Origin of the sequence: Nocardia sp. NPDC051981, from assembly GCF_040680715.1 — a bacterium.
In the GTDB taxonomy this organism is placed as follows: Bacteria; Actinomycetota; Actinomycetes; order Mycobacteriales; family Mycobacteriaceae; genus Nocardia.
Genome location: NZ_JBFAXK010000004.1, coordinates 385379 through 403468, shown reverse-complemented (window position 1 = coordinate 403468; position 18090 = coordinate 385379). Strand labels below are relative to the sequence as shown.

16 protein-coding genes and 1 pseudogene are annotated in these 18090 nt (G+C 66.4%); 6 read left to right on the top strand and 11 right to left on the bottom strand.

Annotated elements, in window-relative coordinates:
• Window positions 1–71: 71 nt before the first annotated feature.
• The 3 genes from AB0L60_RS11275 to AB0L60_RS11265 all read right to left on the bottom strand — a co-directional run bounded on the left by AB0L60_RS11275 (window position 72) and on the right by AB0L60_RS11265 (window position 1746).
• Window positions 72–380, bottom strand: coding sequence for a VOC family protein (locus AB0L60_RS11275; protein ID WP_364610843.1), 309 nt, complete (start codon window positions 378–380; stop codon window positions 72–74).
• 9 nt (window positions 381–389) lie between these two features.
• The gene (locus AB0L60_RS11270; RefSeq protein ID WP_364610840.1) at window positions 390–1238 is read right to left on the bottom strand and encodes an alpha/beta hydrolase; all 849 of its coding nucleotides are present in this window, start codon (window positions 1236–1238) and stop codon (window positions 390–392) included.
• A 121-nt stretch (window positions 1239–1359) separates the two neighbouring features.
• Window positions 1360–1746: a hypothetical protein gene (locus AB0L60_RS11265; protein WP_364610837.1), complete on the bottom strand. Its 387-nt coding sequence runs from the start codon at window positions 1744–1746 to the stop codon at window positions 1360–1362.
• An 83-nt stretch (window positions 1747–1829) separates the two neighbouring features.
• Between AB0L60_RS11265 and AB0L60_RS11260 the strand changes: the two genes are divergently transcribed.
• The 3 genes from AB0L60_RS11260 (at window position 1830) to AB0L60_RS11250 (ending at window position 3920) form a co-directional block, all read left to right on the top strand.
• Window positions 1830–2312 carry an NUDIX hydrolase gene (locus tag AB0L60_RS11260; RefSeq protein WP_364610834.1) on the top strand — a complete coding sequence of 161 codons (483 nt, stop codon included), beginning with the start codon at window positions 1830–1832 and terminating at the stop codon, window positions 2310–2312.
• Between the two features lie 130 nt (window positions 2313–2442).
• Window positions 2443–2994 carry a carboxymuconolactone decarboxylase family protein gene (locus AB0L60_RS11255; RefSeq protein ID WP_364610831.1) on the top strand — a complete coding sequence of 184 codons (552 nt, stop codon included), beginning with the start codon at window positions 2443–2445 and terminating at the stop codon, window positions 2992–2994.
• A 98-nt stretch (window positions 2995–3092) separates the two neighbouring features.
• A complete protein-coding gene (locus AB0L60_RS11250) occupies window positions 3093–3920 on the top strand; it encodes an alpha/beta hydrolase (RefSeq protein WP_364610828.1) in 828 nt (275 codons plus the stop codon).
• Window positions 3921–4394: 474 nt separating this feature from the next.
• Here the strand turns inward: AB0L60_RS11250 and AB0L60_RS11245 are convergent, their stop codons facing one another.
• On the bottom strand, window positions 4395–4715 hold the full coding sequence (locus AB0L60_RS11245; RefSeq protein WP_364610825.1) for a hypothetical protein: 321 nt from the start codon (window positions 4713–4715) through the stop codon (window positions 4395–4397).
• A gap of 260 nt (window positions 4716–4975) precedes the next feature.
• Between AB0L60_RS11245 and AB0L60_RS11240 the strand changes: the two genes are divergently transcribed.
• The 3 genes from AB0L60_RS11240 (at window position 4976) to AB0L60_RS11230 (ending at window position 9960) form a co-directional block, all read left to right on the top strand.
• The gene (locus AB0L60_RS11240) at window positions 4976–5680 is read left to right on the top strand and encodes a VIT family protein (RefSeq protein ID WP_364610900.1); all 705 of its coding nucleotides are present in this window, start codon (window positions 4976–4978) and stop codon (window positions 5678–5680) included.
• 876 nt (window positions 5681–6556) lie between these two features.
• Entirely contained in the window at window positions 6557–9049 is a 2493-nt protein-coding gene (locus tag AB0L60_RS11235) for a patatin-like protein (protein WP_364610822.1), read from the top strand.
• A 365-nt stretch (window positions 9050–9414) separates the two neighbouring features.
• Entirely contained in the window at window positions 9415–9960 is a 546-nt protein-coding gene (locus AB0L60_RS11230) for a hypothetical protein (RefSeq protein WP_364610819.1), read from the top strand.
• Window positions 9961–10009: 49 nt separating this feature from the next.
• Here the strand turns inward: AB0L60_RS11230 and nuoN are convergent, their stop codons facing one another.
• From nuoN to nuoH, 7 genes and pseudogenes are all read right to left on the bottom strand, one after another.
• On the bottom strand, window positions 10010–11623 hold the full coding sequence (gene nuoN, locus AB0L60_RS11225) for an NADH-quinone oxidoreductase subunit NuoN (RefSeq protein WP_364610816.1): 1614 nt from the start codon (window positions 11621–11623) through the stop codon (window positions 10010–10012).
• Window positions 11620–13236: an NADH-quinone oxidoreductase subunit M gene (locus tag AB0L60_RS11220; RefSeq protein ID WP_364610813.1), complete on the bottom strand. Its 1617-nt coding sequence runs from the start codon at window positions 13234–13236 to the stop codon at window positions 11620–11622. The genes nuoN and AB0L60_RS11220 overlap by 4 nt, the downstream gene beginning before the upstream one ends.
• A gap of 29 nt (window positions 13237–13265) precedes the next feature.
• On the bottom strand, window positions 13266–15137 hold the full coding sequence (gene nuoL, locus AB0L60_RS11215; protein ID WP_364610897.1) for an NADH-quinone oxidoreductase subunit L: 1872 nt from the start codon (window positions 15135–15137) through the stop codon (window positions 13266–13268).
• A gap of 19 nt (window positions 15138–15156) precedes the next feature.
• Complete coding sequence (gene nuoK, locus AB0L60_RS11210) at window positions 15157–15456, bottom strand: NADH-quinone oxidoreductase subunit NuoK (RefSeq protein ID WP_357010729.1); 300 nt, start codon at window positions 15454–15456, stop codon at window positions 15157–15159.
• The gene (locus tag AB0L60_RS11205; RefSeq protein ID WP_364610809.1) at window positions 15453–16328 is read right to left on the bottom strand and encodes an NADH-quinone oxidoreductase subunit J; all 876 of its coding nucleotides are present in this window, start codon (window positions 16326–16328) and stop codon (window positions 15453–15455) included. The genes nuoK and AB0L60_RS11205 overlap by 4 nt, the downstream gene beginning before the upstream one ends.
• Window positions 16325–16900: an NADH-quinone oxidoreductase subunit NuoI gene (nuoI, locus tag AB0L60_RS11200; RefSeq protein WP_364610894.1), complete on the bottom strand. Its 576-nt coding sequence runs from the start codon at window positions 16898–16900 to the stop codon at window positions 16325–16327. Before nuoI ends, AB0L60_RS11205 begins: the two co-directional genes overlap by 4 nt.
• A 24-nt stretch (window positions 16901–16924) precedes the next feature.
• A pseudogene (nuoH, locus tag AB0L60_RS11195) lies at window positions 16925–18085 on the bottom strand (NADH-quinone oxidoreductase subunit NuoH); the annotation flags it as partial.
• Between the last annotated feature and the right edge of the window lie 5 nt (window positions 18086–18090).

The window sequence follows — 18090 nt, the reverse complement described above, 5'->3', positions numbered from 1 at the left end:
AACACCTCGCTTACCAGGAGCCCGCCTCGTTCACGGGTTGATCGCCCGGACTCTTCTGAACACGCTCCCGCTCAAGGCATCTCGGCGAGCTGGCCTTTACCGACCAAACGCTTTGTCACCAGGCTCTCAGAGGTGAATTCGACGCCCTTCGCGTGCAGGTCGTCCATGGCGGCGGCCAGGTCGTCGCACATGAGGTACAGCTCGGCGCGGCCGCTGTCCGGGGCGGCCGCGGGATGGACCGCGAGTTCGGCGGGCGGCGACTTGAAGATCAGCCATCCGTCGTGCGCGTCGACGTGGGCCAGGCCGAGGACGTCACGGAAGAAGGCCCGCGCCGCCTCGGCGTCCTCGGCATACAGGATGGTGTGTGCGCCGGTGATCATGCGCTGACGCTAACAGCGGCCGGCGCTTTCGGCCCGTAGGCGGGCGGTCATGGTGTCGGCCAGTTGCGCGGCGAATTCGGGTGCTTCGGTGCGCATTCCATTGTGGGCGCCGGGGAATTCGGTGACCTCGCGGCCGATCCGGCGGGCGATCTCCACGGCGGGGCGGTACGGCAGGCAGCCCCGCGTCTCGCGCCCGACCGCCAGGACCACCCGGTCGGCCACCGGGGCCAGCGCCTCGTAATCGGGCAGGTACGAGGTGAATTCCCGTAGTTCGTACTCCAGCATGAGCGGGCCGTTGGCCGCCAGCCGCGCCCACATCTCGGCGGCGCGCGGCGGCAGCTCGGCCGGTACGGGGGACGGCTTCATCGCATGGCCGATCCCGGCCAGGAAGCGCGCGCCCGCCGCGGCCGGACCCTCGCTGCGGAACAGTGTGTGGACCTCCTCGATCATGGCGCGCTGCTCGGCGGCATCGGGAAGCACCGCGAAGCACGGCGGTTCGTGCGCCACCAGGAGGCGCACCCGATCCGGATGCCGGGCCAGTAGATCGAGGCCGACGATCGCACCCGCACTGCCGCCGACGACGAACGCGGGCTCCTTGGTGAGATGGTCGAGCAGCCTGAACGCGTCATCGCTCTGTACCTCGACCCGCTGTGTCTGCTGCGGCCCGTCCAGCACGCTGCGCGAATACCCGCGCGGATCCAGCGACACCACCGTGAACCGATCCTCGAGCACCTCGGCGATCGGATCGACCGAGGCCGCGTCACCCCCGCCGCCGGGCAGGAACAACACCAGCGGCCCACTGCCGCGCACCTCGTAGTAGAGGGACGCGCCGGGTACGCGCAACATCTCGGATCTCATTGCGGAGTCTCCTCTTTCGAATTGGGACTGCATGGCAACCGCACGCGGCAGAACAACACCTAACCTAGGTGCCTGAGGGTAAAACCTAATATACATAGGTTCAGAGTGTTCGCCAAACCGATCACCACCCGGCCGGCGCGGGGCGCTCCGCCAGATATCGGCGCACCCCACGATAGGCGCCCTCCGGAGTGAGATCGGTGGGAATCCCTTCTGCCGCAGCCGATCCCACGACGGACAAGTAGCCCTCGTAACGTTGGGCCACCGTCTCGCGGTCTCCGTGCGCGACCTCGTCCGGGGTGAATCCGCCGACGAAGACGATGTTTTCGCGGCGATGAGTCTGTGCGAGATGACCGGCGGCTAGCCGGCCCGCGTCCACGTGGTCGGCGCCGACGACGGCGGTGTCGATGTCGTCCCGATTGTTATGGACCCAGACGATGGGAATGCGGGCCTGCCGGCACAGTTCGGCCGTGGCGCGGCCGTTGGGTCCGCCGACCACGATCAAGCCCACGGGAACTGACTCGTTCCGCCAGTCCGCGGCCTGCTCGGCCAAGCTCGACCGAGGCCGGAAAGTGCCGGTTACTGTTGTGCCGCATGGGTTCTGAACTGAACGACTATGTCGCCGGACTGCCTCGCAAGCGCATGGGTGCGGGTGCGCTGTTCGTCGACGAGCAGGATCGGGTGCTGCTGGTCGAACCGACCTACAAGCCGTACTGGGAGGTGCCCGGTGGTGTCGTCGAGGCCGGCGAATCGCCCTACCGTGCGGCCGTGCGGGAGATCCGCGAGGAGCTGGGGCTGAGTGTGCCGATCGGGCGGCTGCTGGCGGTTGACTGGGTGCCCGCCGGTCGGTATCCCGATGACGGGGTGATGATGGTGTACGACGGTGGGCTGCTGGCCGCCGAGCAGATCGACGCGATAACCCTTCCGGTGGACGAACTTCGGAGCTGGGCGTGGTGTGACACCGAGACGGCGACACGGCTGCTGCCCGCGGTTCTGGCCCGGCGCGTGGCAGCAGCACACCGGGCCAGAACCGCGGGGATCACGCTCTATCTGGAGGATGGCTTCGAGATCGGTTGACGCTCGATCCGAGCGCGGCCAAGCCCCGGAGTGCTCGCCCGGTCATGAGGCAATATCTACTACGTCCCGTCGTTTTCGGCTTAGGATGTCTTCAAGGGAGCATCCGCGAACGCGAAGGGGAGTGGAGCGCATGCGAGTAGTCACCCGAATCCTGAACTACGTCAAGGCGATGCGGCGGGCTCGCCGCAATCGGACAGATCTCGTCGGCTGGCTCATCCGGCGGCCGCAGCTGCTGGTCAGCACCATGATCCAGGAGACGATGCTGCTGTTCTCCAACCGGGTCGACCCGCATCTGAAGGACCTGGCCGAGCTGAAGGCCGCCGCTCTGGTGAACTGCCAGTTCTGCCTCGACATCGGTTCGACGCTGGCCCACTACGGCGGACTCACCGAAGCCCAGGTCACCGAGCTGCCGAAGTATCGGGACAGCCACGCGTACAGCGATCTGGAGAAACTCGTTCTCTCCTACGCCGAGGCCATGACTCTCACGCCGACCTCGCTCGATCTGAGTGAGATTCGCGCCGAGCTGCTGACCCACCTGAGCAAGACTCAGCTCGCCGAACTGGCTGCGGCCATCGCATGGGAGAACCAGCGCGCCCGCGTCAACCAGGCACTCGGCGTGCGCCCGGCCGGAATGGCCGAGGGCATGGTCTGTGCGCTGCCCGAACCCCGCCAGGCCGGCTGACATCTTCAGCTTCACACCTTTTCCATTCGCGCAGCAATGAATTCGGCGCGGTCGTACCGTCATAACCGGTGTCCATGTACTGACCACTTGGAGCAACCATGACCTCGACCGCACCCGTCACCTCCGGAACCGTCGCCGTGCCGGACGGCACCATCTACTACGAAGTCCGCGGCAGCGGCCCACTGATCGCCCTGATCGGCGCGCCGATGGATTCCGGACCGTTCGGCGCGCTGGCCGAACGGCTCGCCCCCGACTACACCGTGCTCTGCAGCGACCCGCGGGGCCACGGCCGCAGCCCGGTCAACGACACCGGCAAGGACTCGACCCCGGAACTGCGCGCCGACGACCTCGCCCGTGTGCTCACCCATGTCGGCCAGGGCCCCGCCACCGTGCTCGGGTCCAGCGGTGGTGCGATCACCGGTCTGGCGCTGGCCATCGCCCGGCCCGATCTCGTGCCGACCCTCATCGCACACGAGCCGCCGCTGCGCGAACTGCTCCCCGATCGCGACGAGCTGCGTGCTCGGACCGACGAGGTCCGGACCGTCTACGAGACCGGCGATGTGCTCGGCGCGGTCCGCAAATTCTTCGCCATGACCGGCCTGTTCATGCCCGAGGAAGTGCTGCAGGAGATGTTCGGCGGCGAGCGGGACCCGCAGTCGATCGCCTCCGACGACTTCTTCTACCGCCACGAGCTGCACACCACCTCCGGCTGGCAGCCCTCCCTCGACGCCCTCCGCGCCACCCCGACGAAGATCATCATCGGCATCGGCGACGAATCCGCCGACAAGTTCTGCGATCGCACCTCCCGGGCCCTCGGCACCGAGCTCGGCATCGGGCCGACCCTTTTCCCCGGTGGCCACGGCGGTTTCATGGAACAGCCCGACGCCTTCGCCGAGCGCCTGCGCGAAATCCTGCAGGACAACTGACCGAATTCGTCGACGACCATGCACGGGCGGCGGGACCACGCGGGTTTTGCCTGCGGCAATGCATGGTCGTCGGTAAACGTGAGGAATAGGCTTAGGACACACTGATCCGAGGGCGCGGAGGTGTGGACTATGAGGATTCGAATGGTTCGGGGCGTGGGATTCGGGGTGGTGGGGCTCGCGATATTCACGGCCGGGGTGGCGGTCTCGCCGGCGGCTCACGCCGATGGGCAGCGCTATGTGTGTGATGAGGTGCAGGTCACGATGGACGGGCACGGGCTCGGGACCGGGAATTGTGTGTCCGCGGGAGGCGGAGCGCCTGCCATGGGATTGATCACCGGCGCTTTCGATATCTCGAGGCGCTCGGACAACTACACGGTGCATTGTTCCGACAATGGCGGCACGACGGGGGAATCATGGCTCCCGGGTGAGGTGAACGGGGGCTCGACACAATGCTCTCCGACTTCCTGACCGGATTCAGTCGGGACGAATTGCCCAGCGCGCGTAGGTATTTTCGGGATTCACCGTGACGATGTCGGCGACCTGCACGATATCGTCGGGTATCAGGCCGCCGAAATGCGCGAGGCTGGGGACGATCACCGCATCGGCCTCGAGGCGGGAGATCAACGTGCGTACCCGTACGAACGGGCGATCGGTCTCGGGGCCGAAGACCAGGGTCTTGCACAGGTCGTAGCCGAGCCGGCGAGCCAGATGCTGGATCTGAGCCTCGTCCCACTGTTGCTGTGCCCCCGACACATCGTGCCGGAGGAATCCGATCGCTGATGGTTGTGGCCGCATCTCGCCGCTCTCTTGAACTGATCCGCCTGGCGCCGGTGTCAACGGTACGGCTAACCGGTGCCGAACATAGGGTGATCGGCCGAGAAACCGCTCCTCGCAAACGTGTCGCGATCGGAGTGTCCGCGGCGACGCCACCGCGATTACCACCGAAAATGCTTGGTATGCAATGCGTTACCTAATTTCGGTGAGCCTCTCTTTGCTGGCGGGAAACCCTCTGAAGCATTACCGTTCCCCTCGTGAGGGACGATTTCGACGGGTCGGTGGCGGTCGCGCAACCGACCGAACCGCATGCGGTGGGATTGGCGACGCGCCTGAATTGGCTGCGCGCAGGTGTATTGGGAGCCAACGATGGAATCGTCTCGGTGGCAGGCATTGTGGTCGGTGTGGCGGCGGCCACCAGCAACAGCACCGCGATCATGACCGCGGGCGTGGCCGGACTCGCGGCCGGCGCGGTCTCGATGGCCTTGGGCGAGTACGTGTCGGTGAGCACCCAGCGCGACAGCGAGCGCTCGCTACTGGAAATCGAGCGACGCGAATTGGCCGAGCAGCCCGAGGCCGAACTGGCGGAGCTCGCGGCCATCTATCAGGCAAAGGGCCTCTCGCCGGCCACGGCTCAGGCTGTGGCGGAAGAACTCACGGCCCGAGACGCATTCACCGCGCACGCGGAGGCCGAGCTCGGCATCGACCCGGACGAACTGACCAACCCGCTGCACGCCGCGCTGTCCTCAGCGCTGTCGTTCACGCTGGGCGCGCTACTGCCCCTGCTGGCAATCCTGACGCCCCAGGCGATCCGGGTACCACTCACCATGGGCGCGGTGCTCGCCGCACTGGCCTTGACCGGGGCCGTGGGCGCCCGGCTCGGCCAAGCGCCGGTGGCGCGGGCGACCGTGCGTGTACTCGCCGGTGGTGCGCTCGCCATGATCACCACCTATGCGATCGGGCACCTGGTCGGCGTCGCGATCTGATCGGGAATCGCTGCGGCCAACCAGCTGCCACGCGATCGGCGTCGGCGAGAGTCACCGGCCAGCAAGAGTTACGGGACCTGGTTTGGTGAAGGTCCACCGGCATCAAACGGCCGAGGGCGGTTCGACGTCTGCGGCGATGGTTGGTCTGTTCGATCCCGGTGAGGATCGCGATGCGCAATTCCTCACAGCCGCAACACGATCGGCGGTCGGTGGCCAGAAAGCACGCGGCCATGTCACCGCGGTGGGTCTCCGCGTTTTCGAACCGATCTCGACCCCGTCGACGTGGCGGTGCCTTCTTCCATTGGGTACCCGGTGGTGCGACGGCCCGGACGCTGCGGAGACGGCGTCCGGGCCGAGTTGCCCTGGCACTGCATGCGCTGCCCAGCGCAACTGCTGGGCACCGGAGGTCCTACGGCGTCACCGGTGGCGGGGAGTCTGAAGTCTGCCGCCGGTGACACGGGGGTGCATTCCCTGCGCGGTGCCGCGCGCAGCGCCGCATAGTGCCCGGATCAATGCCGGCGGGCGCGAAGTTCCGCCGGTGCCAACGAGTTTCGCGTATCCGGCTGGGCCTGGCATCTCGGGAAAGCTGGTAGGCACGCAAGGTCTCTGGCTTGGCACGACTGGTCGGTCATGTGCGGAGGACGGCCGCAGTGCACGGGGACATTCGGGCCGCGAATCCACTGGAAGACAATGCCGTGACCGGACTTTGTTTGTGATAGGTGTTCAGGAATAGACTTCGTCATTACTCTGGTCGTTAGTCCAGATTATTGGAAGTCTCCGTATCGAATCGAGTAGTGCAATACGCAGGTTGCCGAGGAAGCCGGGGGATAGGGTGGTGGCATCAACTATCCGGGCGTCTCAATAAGGGGGACCTCGATGTCTCGGGATGCCGAAACTGCTGAACTGCGCATAGCGCTCGTCTGCTATGGCGGTGTATCACTTGCCATTTACATGCATGGCATAACTAAAGAACTGCACAAACTCGTCCGCGCATCGCGTGCTCTGGATCAAATTCTGGAAAGCGACGCGCAGGTCGTGAATCCGTTCGTGGGAGCCGATGGTCAACCATCGGATACGGAAAGCGTTTACTTCGACGTCCTTTCGCGGATGCGGGCGAAGGGGCAGCCGCTGTCGGTCGGAATCGACATCATCGCCGGAACCTCCGCCGGAGGCATCAACGGCGTGGTCCTCGGCAAGGCCATCGCGCAGAACGCGGATCAGGGACCGTTGAAGCGGCTCTGGATCGACGAGGCCGACCTGGGAGTATTGGCACGCAGTGTGCATATCGGCGGGCCGAAGCTGCGCACGGCGCTGGCGTTCATCGGCAAGTTGGCGACCTTCTGGACCGATCGCGCGGTATTGAACGGCGAAGTCATGTCGCGGCTCCTCTATCAGGCGCTGGCCGGGATGGATGAGAAACGACCGGTCGCTTGGGCGGCGAATTGGCGCGGGCCCGCACCCGAAACGCTGATTTCGCGAACCGGTCAGTTGGCGCTCTTCGTGACCACGACCGATCTGAACGGATTCGACGTGGCGGTGGCGTCGAGCGACGGCGGCGTGGGTCAGCGGGACCGGGAGCATGCGCAGGTGCTCGAGTTCATCCGGGACGACAACAATATGGACGCATTCGGCCCGCAGGCGACACCGACCCTGTCCTTCGCGGCGAGGGCGACCTCCGCCTTCCCCGGTGCGTTCGAACCGGTCAATCCTGGAACCTTCCCGGCCCAGGCTCTGTTTCCTCCGGGCGCACGCGTGGATACCGATCTCTTCCACTACAGCTATCGAGAAGACGGCCGTAACGCGGACGCCGCCTGGTTCGTGGACGGTGGCGTGCTCGACAACGCGCCGTTCGACCTCGTCGTCGACGCGATCAGCCGCAGGCGGTCGTCCACCGAGGTACATCGCCGGCTCGTCTACATCGAGCCGGATCCGGGATGCGCTCTCTCGGCTCCACCTGCCGACACCAACAGCGGCAAGGCCGCGAAACGCAGTTGGGCAGCGGATGTTCAGAAGGTGCTCGTCGGAATCAGGGGCAGCCGATCACTGATCAGAGATCTGATCCGACTGCGTGACATGAACGAGAAGATCACCGAGATGGGTGCCATCGCCATGCGTCAGGAGGTCGAGGTTCTCGACCGGATCAGCGCTGCCGTCGCATCGATACCTGGTGGCGAACAGGCTGTGCCACAGCTCAATTCGCAAGATCTCGGTACGGCCATCGAGGCAATGCCCGCACTCGGGTTCTTGAAGGAGCAGGAGAAATTCCAGGAGGTTTCGGACAAAATGCACGCCGAAGCCGTAGCCGCACTCGGTTCGACCTGGAATACCTATCAACGGCTGAAAGTCGAGGCAGCCGCCCGATGCATCGCGGACGCGATCGTGCAATATTTCACGTTGCCTGGCGAATCGGGGACCGCGGTGTTCATCCGATGCGCCATGGCCGCCTGGCTGCGCCGGCAACCATGCTGGACCGCAAACGACTCCGCGGAACTGTCCACGCTCCTGCAACACATCGATACCCCGTATCGGCATCGCCGGATCATGTTCATCCTCGCCGGGCTCAACAAGCTCTATACGGCCGAGGGCGGGCCGCCGCGGGTGGATATCAACGATCTCAAGGGCCAGGCATGGTCCCAGCTGGATGCGATAACGGCTGCACCCGTTGCCGCGATTCGTGCCCTGGCCGACAAGGGGCTGCTCGACTTTCTGCGCCCACAACGGCTGCAGGCCAACTTGTTCGAGGGCGAGAGGTTCCGGACGCCGGAGGACTTCGCCGGATGCGAGGAGAATGCGACGAGTTTCACCGACCTCAAAACCGCTTACGCGGAACAGATTCAGGAAAGACTCGGAAACGGCGGACAGGCGCTCTGGGACGCGTTCGCGGAGACGACTCAGGAGTGGAACAAGCGCGATCGCATACTCCTGGCCAGCCGGTACCTGGGCTTCCCGCTCTGGGACGGACTGTTGTTCCCGACGATCTCGTTGTCGTACCTACCGCAATTCACTCCCATTCCGATGACTCAGTTCAGCCCCCTTCGCGCGACCGCACTCCAGCCGCTCGGCGCGGGCAAGCTCAAGGGTGTCGAGCTGCACCACTTCGGCGCGTTCGCCCACGCACCCGACCGGGAGAACGACTACCTGTGGGGCCGGCTCGACGCCGCCGAGCTGATACTCCGCACCCTCGACGAAACATTCCCGGACGGAACACCACTGGGCCGAACCCTGCTCTCGCAGGCGCTGTCTGCGGTGCTGACGACCGAAGATGATCTCCGGCGGATCCCGGTGCAATTGATCGAGTCCCTCCGCGCACAGATTCCGGTGCTCAGTGCGAAGATCGCCGAAGGCGGTGACGCCGCACGCTGGCCGTAGCGAAAACAGCCGGCGGCTGATCTTCAGCGTGGGACTACCAGGGTAGAGAACGACGCAGATCGCTCGATGCCTGGTCACAAGGCGCGAATGGTTACCGACGGATAGCTGTCGTCGGCCTATGTATCCGTTCGATCTCGAGGGGAGTTATGTGGTCATTCGTCCGTTACGGTGATCTTCCCACTCGAGCCATGTTCGCCGCCAAGGATTCGGAAATGAGCTCGAAGGGTGCTATTGGTTTGCTGCGCAGCGGTCGGGCGTTGGGTACGAGGACCGGCGCAGTGGTCTGGGGTTGTGTTGTCGGCGGTAGGGCTGCTGGTGAGCTCGGTGGGTCTGGTGGCAGCCCGAATTCCGAAAGGGGTAGGGCAGTGGCGATCCTCGATGATGGTGTCGTGCAACAGGTTTCGTTGTCGGCCGAATTGCTGTTGGACGATTATGGTGCCTGGTTGGCTGGGCATCCCGCTGCGCTGGAGTTGTTCTTCGCGCAGGACGCGCCGAGTGTGGGCGCGCTCGACGACCCCTGGACATTGCAGGGGCTGCAGGTTGCGGTGCAGGTGGCACGGACACGGATCGTGGATCGTCGTGGCATCCTCGCCCCTGAGAATCGCGCCATGATCGATCGGTTCGGACGGTTCGTCGGGGAAGTGTTCGTGCGTCAGTTCGACGGATCGTGGACCAACGTGCTCGACAACGCACCGCCCGACGTGCAGGTCTGGCCGATGGTCCGCTGCACCGGCTACCTCGCCTGCATCGCACCGCACAGCGCGATCGAGATAGCCATCGTCCAGGGCCGCCCGCAGGGACCCGCCGCAACACCCGACGGCATCCTCACCGATCTGTACCGGGGGGTGCAGGACAAATACCTGACCTGGATCGCCACTGACTCGACATCGCCGTACCGGGCGACAGCATGAATCGGGCCCGCCGCGAATGTCGCGGCGGGCCCGATCGATTGGCCGAGGCTCAGCGGGTCAAGGTCGAGGCATTCTTGGCCAGGTCGAGCAGGGGTTGGGGGAAGATGCCGAGGACCAGGGTGGCCGCGGCGGTGAGGGCGATGACCGTGCTGGTCAGGGTGGGGTAGACGACGATGGGCGGGGTGGCCGGCGGGTCGGTGAAGAACATCAGGACGATCACGCGGATGTAGAAGAAGGCCGCGATGGCGCTCGAGATGACACCGACGATGACCAGGGTGGCGGCATCGCCGCCGGTGGCCGCGGCGAACACGCCGAACTTGGCGATGAAGCCGCTGGTGAGCGGGATACCGGCGAAGGACAGCAGGAACAGGGAGAAGATGGTCGCCAGCCAGGGGGAGCGGCGGCCCATGCCGGCCCAGGCGGGCAACGCCGTTGCCTCGTCACCGTTCTCGTTGCGGACCAGGCTGACCACGGCGAAGCCGCCGAGGGTGCCGAGGCCGTAGACGGCGAGGTAGAACAGGACGGACGAGACGCCCGCAGTGGTCGCGGCCACCAGGGCGGTCAGGATGAATCCGGCATGTGCCACCGAGGAATACGCGAGCATGCGCTTCATGTCGGTCTGAGTGATGGCGAGGATCGCGCCGACGACCATGGTGGCGATGGCGACCGCCGCGAGCACCGGCCGCCAGTCGTTGCGCAGGTCGGGGACCGCCACGTACAGCACGCGCAGCAATGCACCGACTGCGGCGATCTTGGTGGCGGCGGCCATGAATGCGGTGATCGAGGTCGGCGCGCCCTGGTAGACGTCGGGTACCCAGGACTGGAACGGGACCGCGCCGATCTTGAACAGCAGGCCCACCGCCAGCATGGCGATACCGAGAATGGCCAGGGTGTGCGAGTTTCCGGCATCGCGGGCGACGGCTTCGGCAATGCCTGCCAGGCGGATGGTGCCAGCGTAACCGTAGAGCAGTGCCATGCCGTAGAGGAAGAAGGCCGACGAGAACGCGCCCAGCAGGAAGTATTTCAGCGCGGCCTCCTGCGACAGTAGCCGGCGACGCCGCGCCAGCCCGCACAGCAGGTACAGCGGCAGCGACAGCACTTCCAGTGCCACGAACATGGTGAGCAGGTCGTTCGAGGCCGGGAACAGCATGAGACCCGCGAGCGCGAACAGGGTGAGGGGGAAGACCTCGGTGGTGGCGACTCCGGCCTTGGTGGCGGCGACTTCGTCGACGCTGCCGGGCGTGGCCGCCGCCTGCGGGGTGAAGGCGTCCACCCCGCCGCGCGAGGCGGTCAGGCTCCAGGTGCCGGGCCCTTCCCGCCGCACCGGCATGCGGTCGGCGTGGCGTTCGGCGATGAACAGCAGTCCGAGGATGCCGACGACGAGGATGGTGCCCTGTAGGAACAGGGAAACCCCGTCAATGGCAACCGCGCCCACGACCGCCGTCTCGCGGACATCGCGCAGTCCGATCACCGCGCCGAGCGCGACGGCCAATCCGCCCAGTCCGAGCGCCAGCTGGATCCCGTATCGGAATCGCCTGGGCGCGAAGGCTTCCACCAGCACGCCCGCCACGGCGACGCCGAACACGATCAGCATCGGGGACAGGTCTCGGTATTCGATGCTCGGTGCCGGGACTGTTGCGGCGAGCAGCAGACCTCCACTCATTTGTGGGCACCTCCCGTGGTCGTTTGGGCGGCTTCCGGCTGTACGGCCGGTGCCGGGTTGTGCTGTCCGATGGTGGTGAGGGTGCGGGCGACGGCCGGATCGATCCGGTCCAGCGCCGGTTTCGGGTACGCGCCCAGGAACAGCAGGGCGAGGATGAGCGGCACCACGACCACCAATTCGCGGGGGAGCAGGTCGTAGAGCCGCTCGTTGCCCTCCTTCACCGGGCCGGTCATCATGCGCTGGTACATCCACAGCACGTACAGCGCCGCCAGCACCAGCGCGGAGGCCGCGAGGACGGCCGCCACCGGGTACCGGGTGAATGTACCGATCAGGACCAGGAATTCGCTGATGAACGGTGCGAGACCGGGCAGTGAGAGGGTCGCCAGGCCGGAGATGAGGAAGGTGCCCGCCAGGATGGGCGCGACCTTCTGGACACCGCCGAACGCGGCGATGAGCCGGGTTCCCCGGCGCGACACCAGGAATCCGGCGATCAGGAACAGCGCCGCGGTGGAGATGCCGTGGTTGACCATGTACAGCGTCGCGCCGGTACCGCCCTGGGTGGTGAGCGCGAAGATGCCGAGGATGATGAACCCGAAGTGCGAGATCGAGGTGTAGGCGATCAGTCGCATGACGTCGGTCTGGCCGATGGCCAGCAGCGCGCCGTAGATGATCCCGATCACCGCGAGCACACTGATCAGCGGCGCGTAAGTCGAAGTGGCGGAAGGGAACAGCAGCAGGCAGTAGCGCAGCATGCCGAAGGTGCCGACCTTGTCGACCACCGCCATCATGAGCACCGCGCTGGCCGGGGTGGCCGACACCGCCGCGTCGGGCAGCCAGGTGTGCAGCGGCCACAGCGGGGCCTTCACCGCGAAGGCGAACATGAAGCCCAGGAACAGCGCGTTCAGCACCGCGGGCGTCGCACCGAGGTGGCCGAAGTTGGCCGCCTCCATGACCGTCCGGAAGTCGAAGGTGCCGCCGCCATTGCTGCCGAGCTTGTCGCGGGCGGTGATGACGTACAGCCCGATGACCGCCGCCAGCATGATGAGCCCGCCGAACAGGTTGTACAGCAGGAACTTCACCGCGGCCCGCGACCGCTGCTGCCGCACCGCCGCATCCCCGGTCCGCGGCCCGAAGCCGCCGATGAGGAAGTACATCGGGATGAGCATGACCTCGAAGAACACGTAGAACAGCAGAATGTCCAACGCGGTGAACGAGATCAGCACCATGGATTCGACGACGAGGGTGAGCGCCACGTAGTAGTGCGCGACCCGCGGGCCGCTGCCGACCTCACGCTCGTCCTGCCATCCGGCGAGCAGCAGCAGCGGAACGAGCCCGGTGGTCAAAAGCACCAGGACGAGTGCGATGCCGTCCATGCCGAGGGTGTAGCCCGCCCCGAAGGCCGGGATCCACTGCTGCTTCTCGACGAACTGGTATTGCGCGCCACCGGTTTCGAACCGGGTGGCCAGCCAGATGGCGATGCCGAGGGTGCCCAGCGAGATCAGCAGCGCGAAGACCCGCACCCCGGTGCGCCGGCCCGCCGGAAACAGCAGTGCGAGTGCGGCTCCGGCGAGGGGCACCGCCCACAGCGTGGTGAGCCAGGGGAATTCCCGCACGGCGCCCAACGATGAACTAGCAAGGTCGTTCACAGGAACCTCACCGCCAGCAGGGCGGCGACCACCAGGGCCGCGCCGGTGAACATGGACAGGGCGTAGGAGCGCACGAAACCGGTTTGCACGCGCCGGATCCGGGCCGACAGGCCGCCGATGACGGCGGCCGTGGTGTTGACCAGGCCGTCGATGCCGCGGTTGTCGACGAACACCAGCGACCGGGTCAGGTGCTGGCCGGGGCGCATGAACGCGGCCTCGTTGGCGGCGTCGCCGTAGAGGTCGCGGCGGGCGGCCTCGACGAGCGGGCCTGCGGCAGGGGCGGTTTCGGGGATCTTGCCGTGTGCGTACTGGTCGTAGGCCACCCAGATGCCGGCCGCCACCACCGCCAGCGCGAAAAAGGTGATCGCCCAGGACGGGATGAACGGCTCGGCGTGGTGCTCACCGACGACCGGGGCCAGCCAGTTGGTGAGCGAGGAGCCGTAGGCGAAGAGCATGCCGGAGAACACCGAGCCGAAGGCCAGCAGGATCATCGGCCCGGTCATGGAGGCGGGCGCCTCGTGCGGGTGCACGCCTGCACGCCAGCGGCGTTCGCCGAAGAACGTGAGGATCATGACGCGGGTCATGTAGAAGGCGGTGATGCCCGCGCCGCACAGTGCGGCGAAGCCAGTGATGATGCCGCCGAATCCGCCGTGCGCGAATGCCGCCTCGATGATCCGGTCCTTGGACCAGAACCCCGCGAACGGCGGAACACCCAGGATGGCAAGGTATCCCAGCCCGAAGGTGACGTAGGTGACGGGCAGCAGTTTGCGCAGCCCGCCGTAGCGGCGCATATCGGTCTCGTCGTCCATGGCGTGCATGACCGAGCCCGCGCCGAGGAACAGCCCGGCCTTGAAGAAGCCATGCGTGAGCAGGTGCATGATGGCCGCCGCGTAGCCGATCGGGCCGAGCCCGGCGGCGAGGACCATGTAGCCGATCTGGCTCATGGTCGAGGCCGCGAGGGCCTTCTTGATGTCGTCCTTGGCGCAACCGATGATGGCGCCGAACAGCAATGTGATTGCGCCGACCGCCATTACGGCGGCCTGCGCAGCCGGAGCAAGATCGAAGATCGGGTTCGAGCGGGCGATCAGGTAGACACCGGCGGTGACCATGGTGGCCGCGTGGATGAGCGCCGACACCGGTGTCGGGCCCTCCATCGCGTCCCCGAGCCAGGACTGCAGCGGCACCTGCGCGGACTTACCGCAGGCGCCGAGGAGCAGCAGCAGCCCTATGGCGGTGAGGGTTCCGGTGCCGGCCTGCCCGGCGGCCCCGAACACGGTTCCGAAGTCGATGCTCCCGAAGGTCGCGAACATGACCATGAGCGCGATGGCCAGCCCCATGTCGCCGACCCGGTTGACCACGAACGCCTTCTTGGCCGCCGTTGCGGCGGAAGGCTTCTCGTACCAGAACCCGATCAGCAGGTAGGACGCCAGGCCGACGCCTTCCCAGCCCAGGTACAGCACCAGGTAGTTGTCGGCGAGGACCAGCACCAGCATGGCGGCCAGGAACAGGTTGAGATAGGCGAAGAAGCGCCGCCGTCCCGGATCGTGGGCCATGTAGCCGACCGAGTAGATATGGATCAGCGAGCCCACGCCGGTGATCAGCAGCGCGAAGCACATCGACAGCTGATCCAGTTGCAGGGCGAAGTCCACTTTCAGCCCGGTCACCGGCAGCCACTCGAACAGGCTGTAGTGCACGGCCCGTCGCGCATCCGTCCGATCCAGCATGTCGCTGAACGCCCAGGCCGCCACCACGAACGAGGCCAGCGCCATGAGGGTGCCCACGAGGTGACCCCACGTGTCGCTGATCCTGCCGAGCAGCAGCAGGACCACGGCGCCGGCGAGCGGGAGCGCCGGCAGCAGCCACAGCATCATCTGTGCGGTATCCATGTCAGTACCGCAGCAGGTTCGCGTCGTCGACCGAGGTCGAGCGGCGGGCACGGAAGATGCTCATGATGATGGCCAGGCCGACCACGACCTCGGCGGCTGCGACCACCATGGTGAAGAAGGCGAACACCTGGCCGTCGAGGTTGCCGTGGGTGCGGGCGAAGGTGACGAAGGCCAGGTTCACCGCGTTGAGCATGAGCTCGATGCACATGAACACCACGATGGCGTTGCGCCGCACCAGGACTCCGGCCGCGCCGATGGTGAAGAGCAGGGCCGAGAGATACAGATAGTTGTCCGGATTCACCGCAAGCCTTCCTCGGGGGAGTCGTCGCCGTTCTTGCCGCCGTTCGCGTCGGTGCCGTTGTGGCCGTTGCCGTTGCGGTGACTGTCACTGCCGTCGCCGACGGTGAGCACCACGGCTTCGGTGTGGGCCCGATTGCGCCGGTGCCGCAGGATGGTGCTGACCGACAGTTCCTCGAAGGAGCCGTCCGGCAGTCGCGCGGGGGCGTCGACCGCATTGTGGCGGGCGTACACGCCGGGCGTCGGCAGCGGCGTGACCCGGGTGCCCTGGCGGAAGCGTTCCTTCGACAGCGTGCGCTGATCGGTGGGCGGCCCGAACTTCTCGCGGTGCGCGAGCACCATGGCGCCGATGGTGGCGGTGATGAGCAGCGAGCCGGTCAGCTCGAACGCCCACACGTAGCGCACGAAGATGAGTTCGGCCAGCGCCCCGATGCTGTAGTTGCCGCCCAGGCCGGGTCCGGTCTCGGCGACGCTCTTACCGGACATCCCGTGCGCGATGCCGCCGATGAGCAGCATGCCGAAGCCGATGCCCACCACGATCACCGCGAGCCGCTGCCCGCGCAGCGTCTCCCGCAGTGACTCGGCGGAATCCACGCCGACGAGCATCAGCACGAACAGGAACAGCATCATGACCGCGCCGGTGTAGACGACGATCTGCACGATGCCCAGGAACAGCGCGCTCTGGGCGATATAGAACGCGGACAGCGTGATCATGGTGGCGGCCAGGCACAGTGCCGAGTGCACGGCCTTGCGCGCGCACACCATGCCGAGCGCGCCCAGCACCGCGACCACGGCCAGGATCCAGAACTGCACCGCCTCACCGGTGGAGGTGTGGGTGACGATCTGCTGGGCCGGCTGGGACAGGTGGTCGATCATTGCTGTGTCCCTTCCGCTCCGGCGAGTTCGCTTGCGGCGCCGGGGACTTCACCGCGGTAGTAGGAGCCCTCGTCCGCGCCGGGGTACATGGCGTGCGGCGGGGCGATCATGCCCGGCTGCATCGGCGCGAGGAGGTCCTGCTTCTCGTAGATGAGGTCGGCCCGATTGTCGTCGGCGAGCTCGTATTCGTTGGTCATGGTCAGTGCCCGGGTCGGGCAGGCCTCGATGCACAGGCCGCAGCCGATGCAGCGCAGATAGTTGATCTGGTAGACGCGGCCGTAACGCTCACCGGGGGAGAAGCGCGCCTCGTCGGTGTTGTCCGCGCCCTCGACGTAGATGGCGTCGGCGGGGCAGGCCCACGCGCACAGCTCGCAGCCGATGCACTTCTCGAGACCGTCCGGGTGCCGGTTGAGCTGGTGCCGGCCGTGATAGCGCGGCGCGGTCGGGGTTTTGACCTCGGGATACAGCTCGGTGTTCGGCTTCTTGAACATGGTCGAGGCCGTGACCAGGAAGCCGCCGAGCGGTTCCAGCAGACCGGCCTTCTCGGTGGCTGCCGGGGGCGCAGCGGGCATCGGCGGCACCGGGAAGTCCGAGTATGCCCGGGTGGAGTCCGGATCCGGCGACGCCTTGGTGCGGTCGCCGCCCGCGTGCCCGGCCCGGATGACCAGCGCGAGCAGCACGACCGCGACCACGATCCCGCCGATCACCATGCCGGGGGTTTGGATGTGGGTCCCGTTGTCCTGCAGCACCTTCAGGGTGGCGACGTACATGACCCAGGCCAGCGACACCGGGATGAGCAGCTTCCAGCCCAGGTTCATGAACTGGTCGTAGCGCAGTCGCGGCAGGGTGCCGCGCAGCCAGATGAACACGAACAGGAACGTCCACACCTTGGCGGTGAACCACAGCATGGGCCACCAGCCCGAGTTCGCGCCCGCCCACAGGCTGATCGGGAACGGCGCGTGCCAGCCGCCGAAGAACAGCGTGGTGGCCAGCGCGGAAACCGTTGCCATGTTGATGTACTCGGCCATCATGAACATGGCGAACTTGAGCGAGGAGTACTCGGTGTGGAAGCCGCCGACCAGCTCGCCTTCGGCCTCGGGGAGGTCGAAGGGCGCACGGTTGGTCTCGCCGACCATCGACACCGCGTAGATCAGGAACGACGGCAGCAGCAGGAAGACGTACCAGGTTCCGTTCTGCGCCTTGACGATGCCCGAGGTGGCCATGGTGCCCGAGAGCAGGAACACCGCCGCGAAGCACAGGGCCATGGCGATCTCGTAGGAGATGACCTGCGCGGTGGAGCGCAGACCGCCCAGCAGCGGATAGGTGGAGCCCGACGCCCAGCCCGCCAGCACGATGCCGTACACACCGACCGAGGCCATGGCCAGGATGTAGAGCACGCCCACCGGCATATCGGTCAGCTGCAGCGCCGTGCGGTGCCCGAACATGCTGACCTGCGGCCCGAACGGGATCACCGCGAACGCCATCACGGCCGGGATGAGCGAGATCACCGGCGCGAGAATGAAAATGGGCTTGTCGACGATGACCGGGACGATGTCCTCCTTGAGGAGCATCTTGACGCCGTCGGCGATGGACTGCAGGCTGCCGCGCGGGCCGACCCGGTTGGGGCCGACGCGCATCTGCATGAAGGCCACGATCTTGCGTTCGGCGTACACCGCGAGCATCGGTATCAGCAGCAGGAAGACGAAGATGCCGATCGATTTGACCAGCACCAGCCACCAGGGGTCGTGGCCGAACATGGACA

Bases quoted from the DNA above. Each gene is read 5' to 3' on its own strand.
- AB0L60_RS11275 (WP_364610843.1), bottom strand. From the start codon at position 380: ATGATCACCGGCGCACACACCATCCTGTATGCCGAGGACGCCGAGGCG.
- AB0L60_RS11270 (WP_364610840.1), bottom strand. From the start codon at position 1,238: ATGAGATCCGAGATGTTGCGCGTACCCGGCGCGTCCCTCTACTACGAG.
- AB0L60_RS11260 (WP_364610834.1), top strand. From the start codon at position 1,830: ATGGGTTCTGAACTGAACGACTATGTCGCCGGACTGCCTCGCAAGCGC.
- AB0L60_RS11255 (WP_364610831.1), top strand. From the start codon at position 2,443: ATGCGAGTAGTCACCCGAATCCTGAACTACGTCAAGGCGATGCGGCGG.
- AB0L60_RS11250 (WP_364610828.1), top strand. From the start codon at position 3,093: ATGACCTCGACCGCACCCGTCACCTCCGGAACCGTCGCCGTGCCGGAC.
- AB0L60_RS11245 (WP_364610825.1), bottom strand. From the start codon at position 4,715: ATGCGGCCACAACCATCAGCGATCGGATTCCTCCGGCACGATGTGTCG.
- AB0L60_RS11235 (WP_364610822.1), top strand. From the start codon at position 6,557: ATGTCTCGGGATGCCGAAACTGCTGAACTGCGCATAGCGCTCGTCTGC.
- nuoN (WP_364610816.1), bottom strand. From the start codon at position 11,623: ATGAGTGGAGGTCTGCTGCTCGCCGCAACAGTCCCGGCACCGAGCATC.
- nuoL (WP_364610897.1), bottom strand. From the start codon at position 15,137: ATGCTGTGGCTGCTGCCGGCGCTCCCGCTCGCCGGCGCCGTGGTCCTG.
- AB0L60_RS11205 (WP_364610809.1), bottom strand. From the start codon at position 16,328: ATGATCGACCACCTGTCCCAGCCGGCCCAGCAGATCGTCACCCACACC.
- nuoI (WP_364610894.1), bottom strand. From the start codon at position 16,900: ATGCCCGCTGCGCCCCCGGCAGCCACCGAGAAGGCCGGTCTGCTGGAA.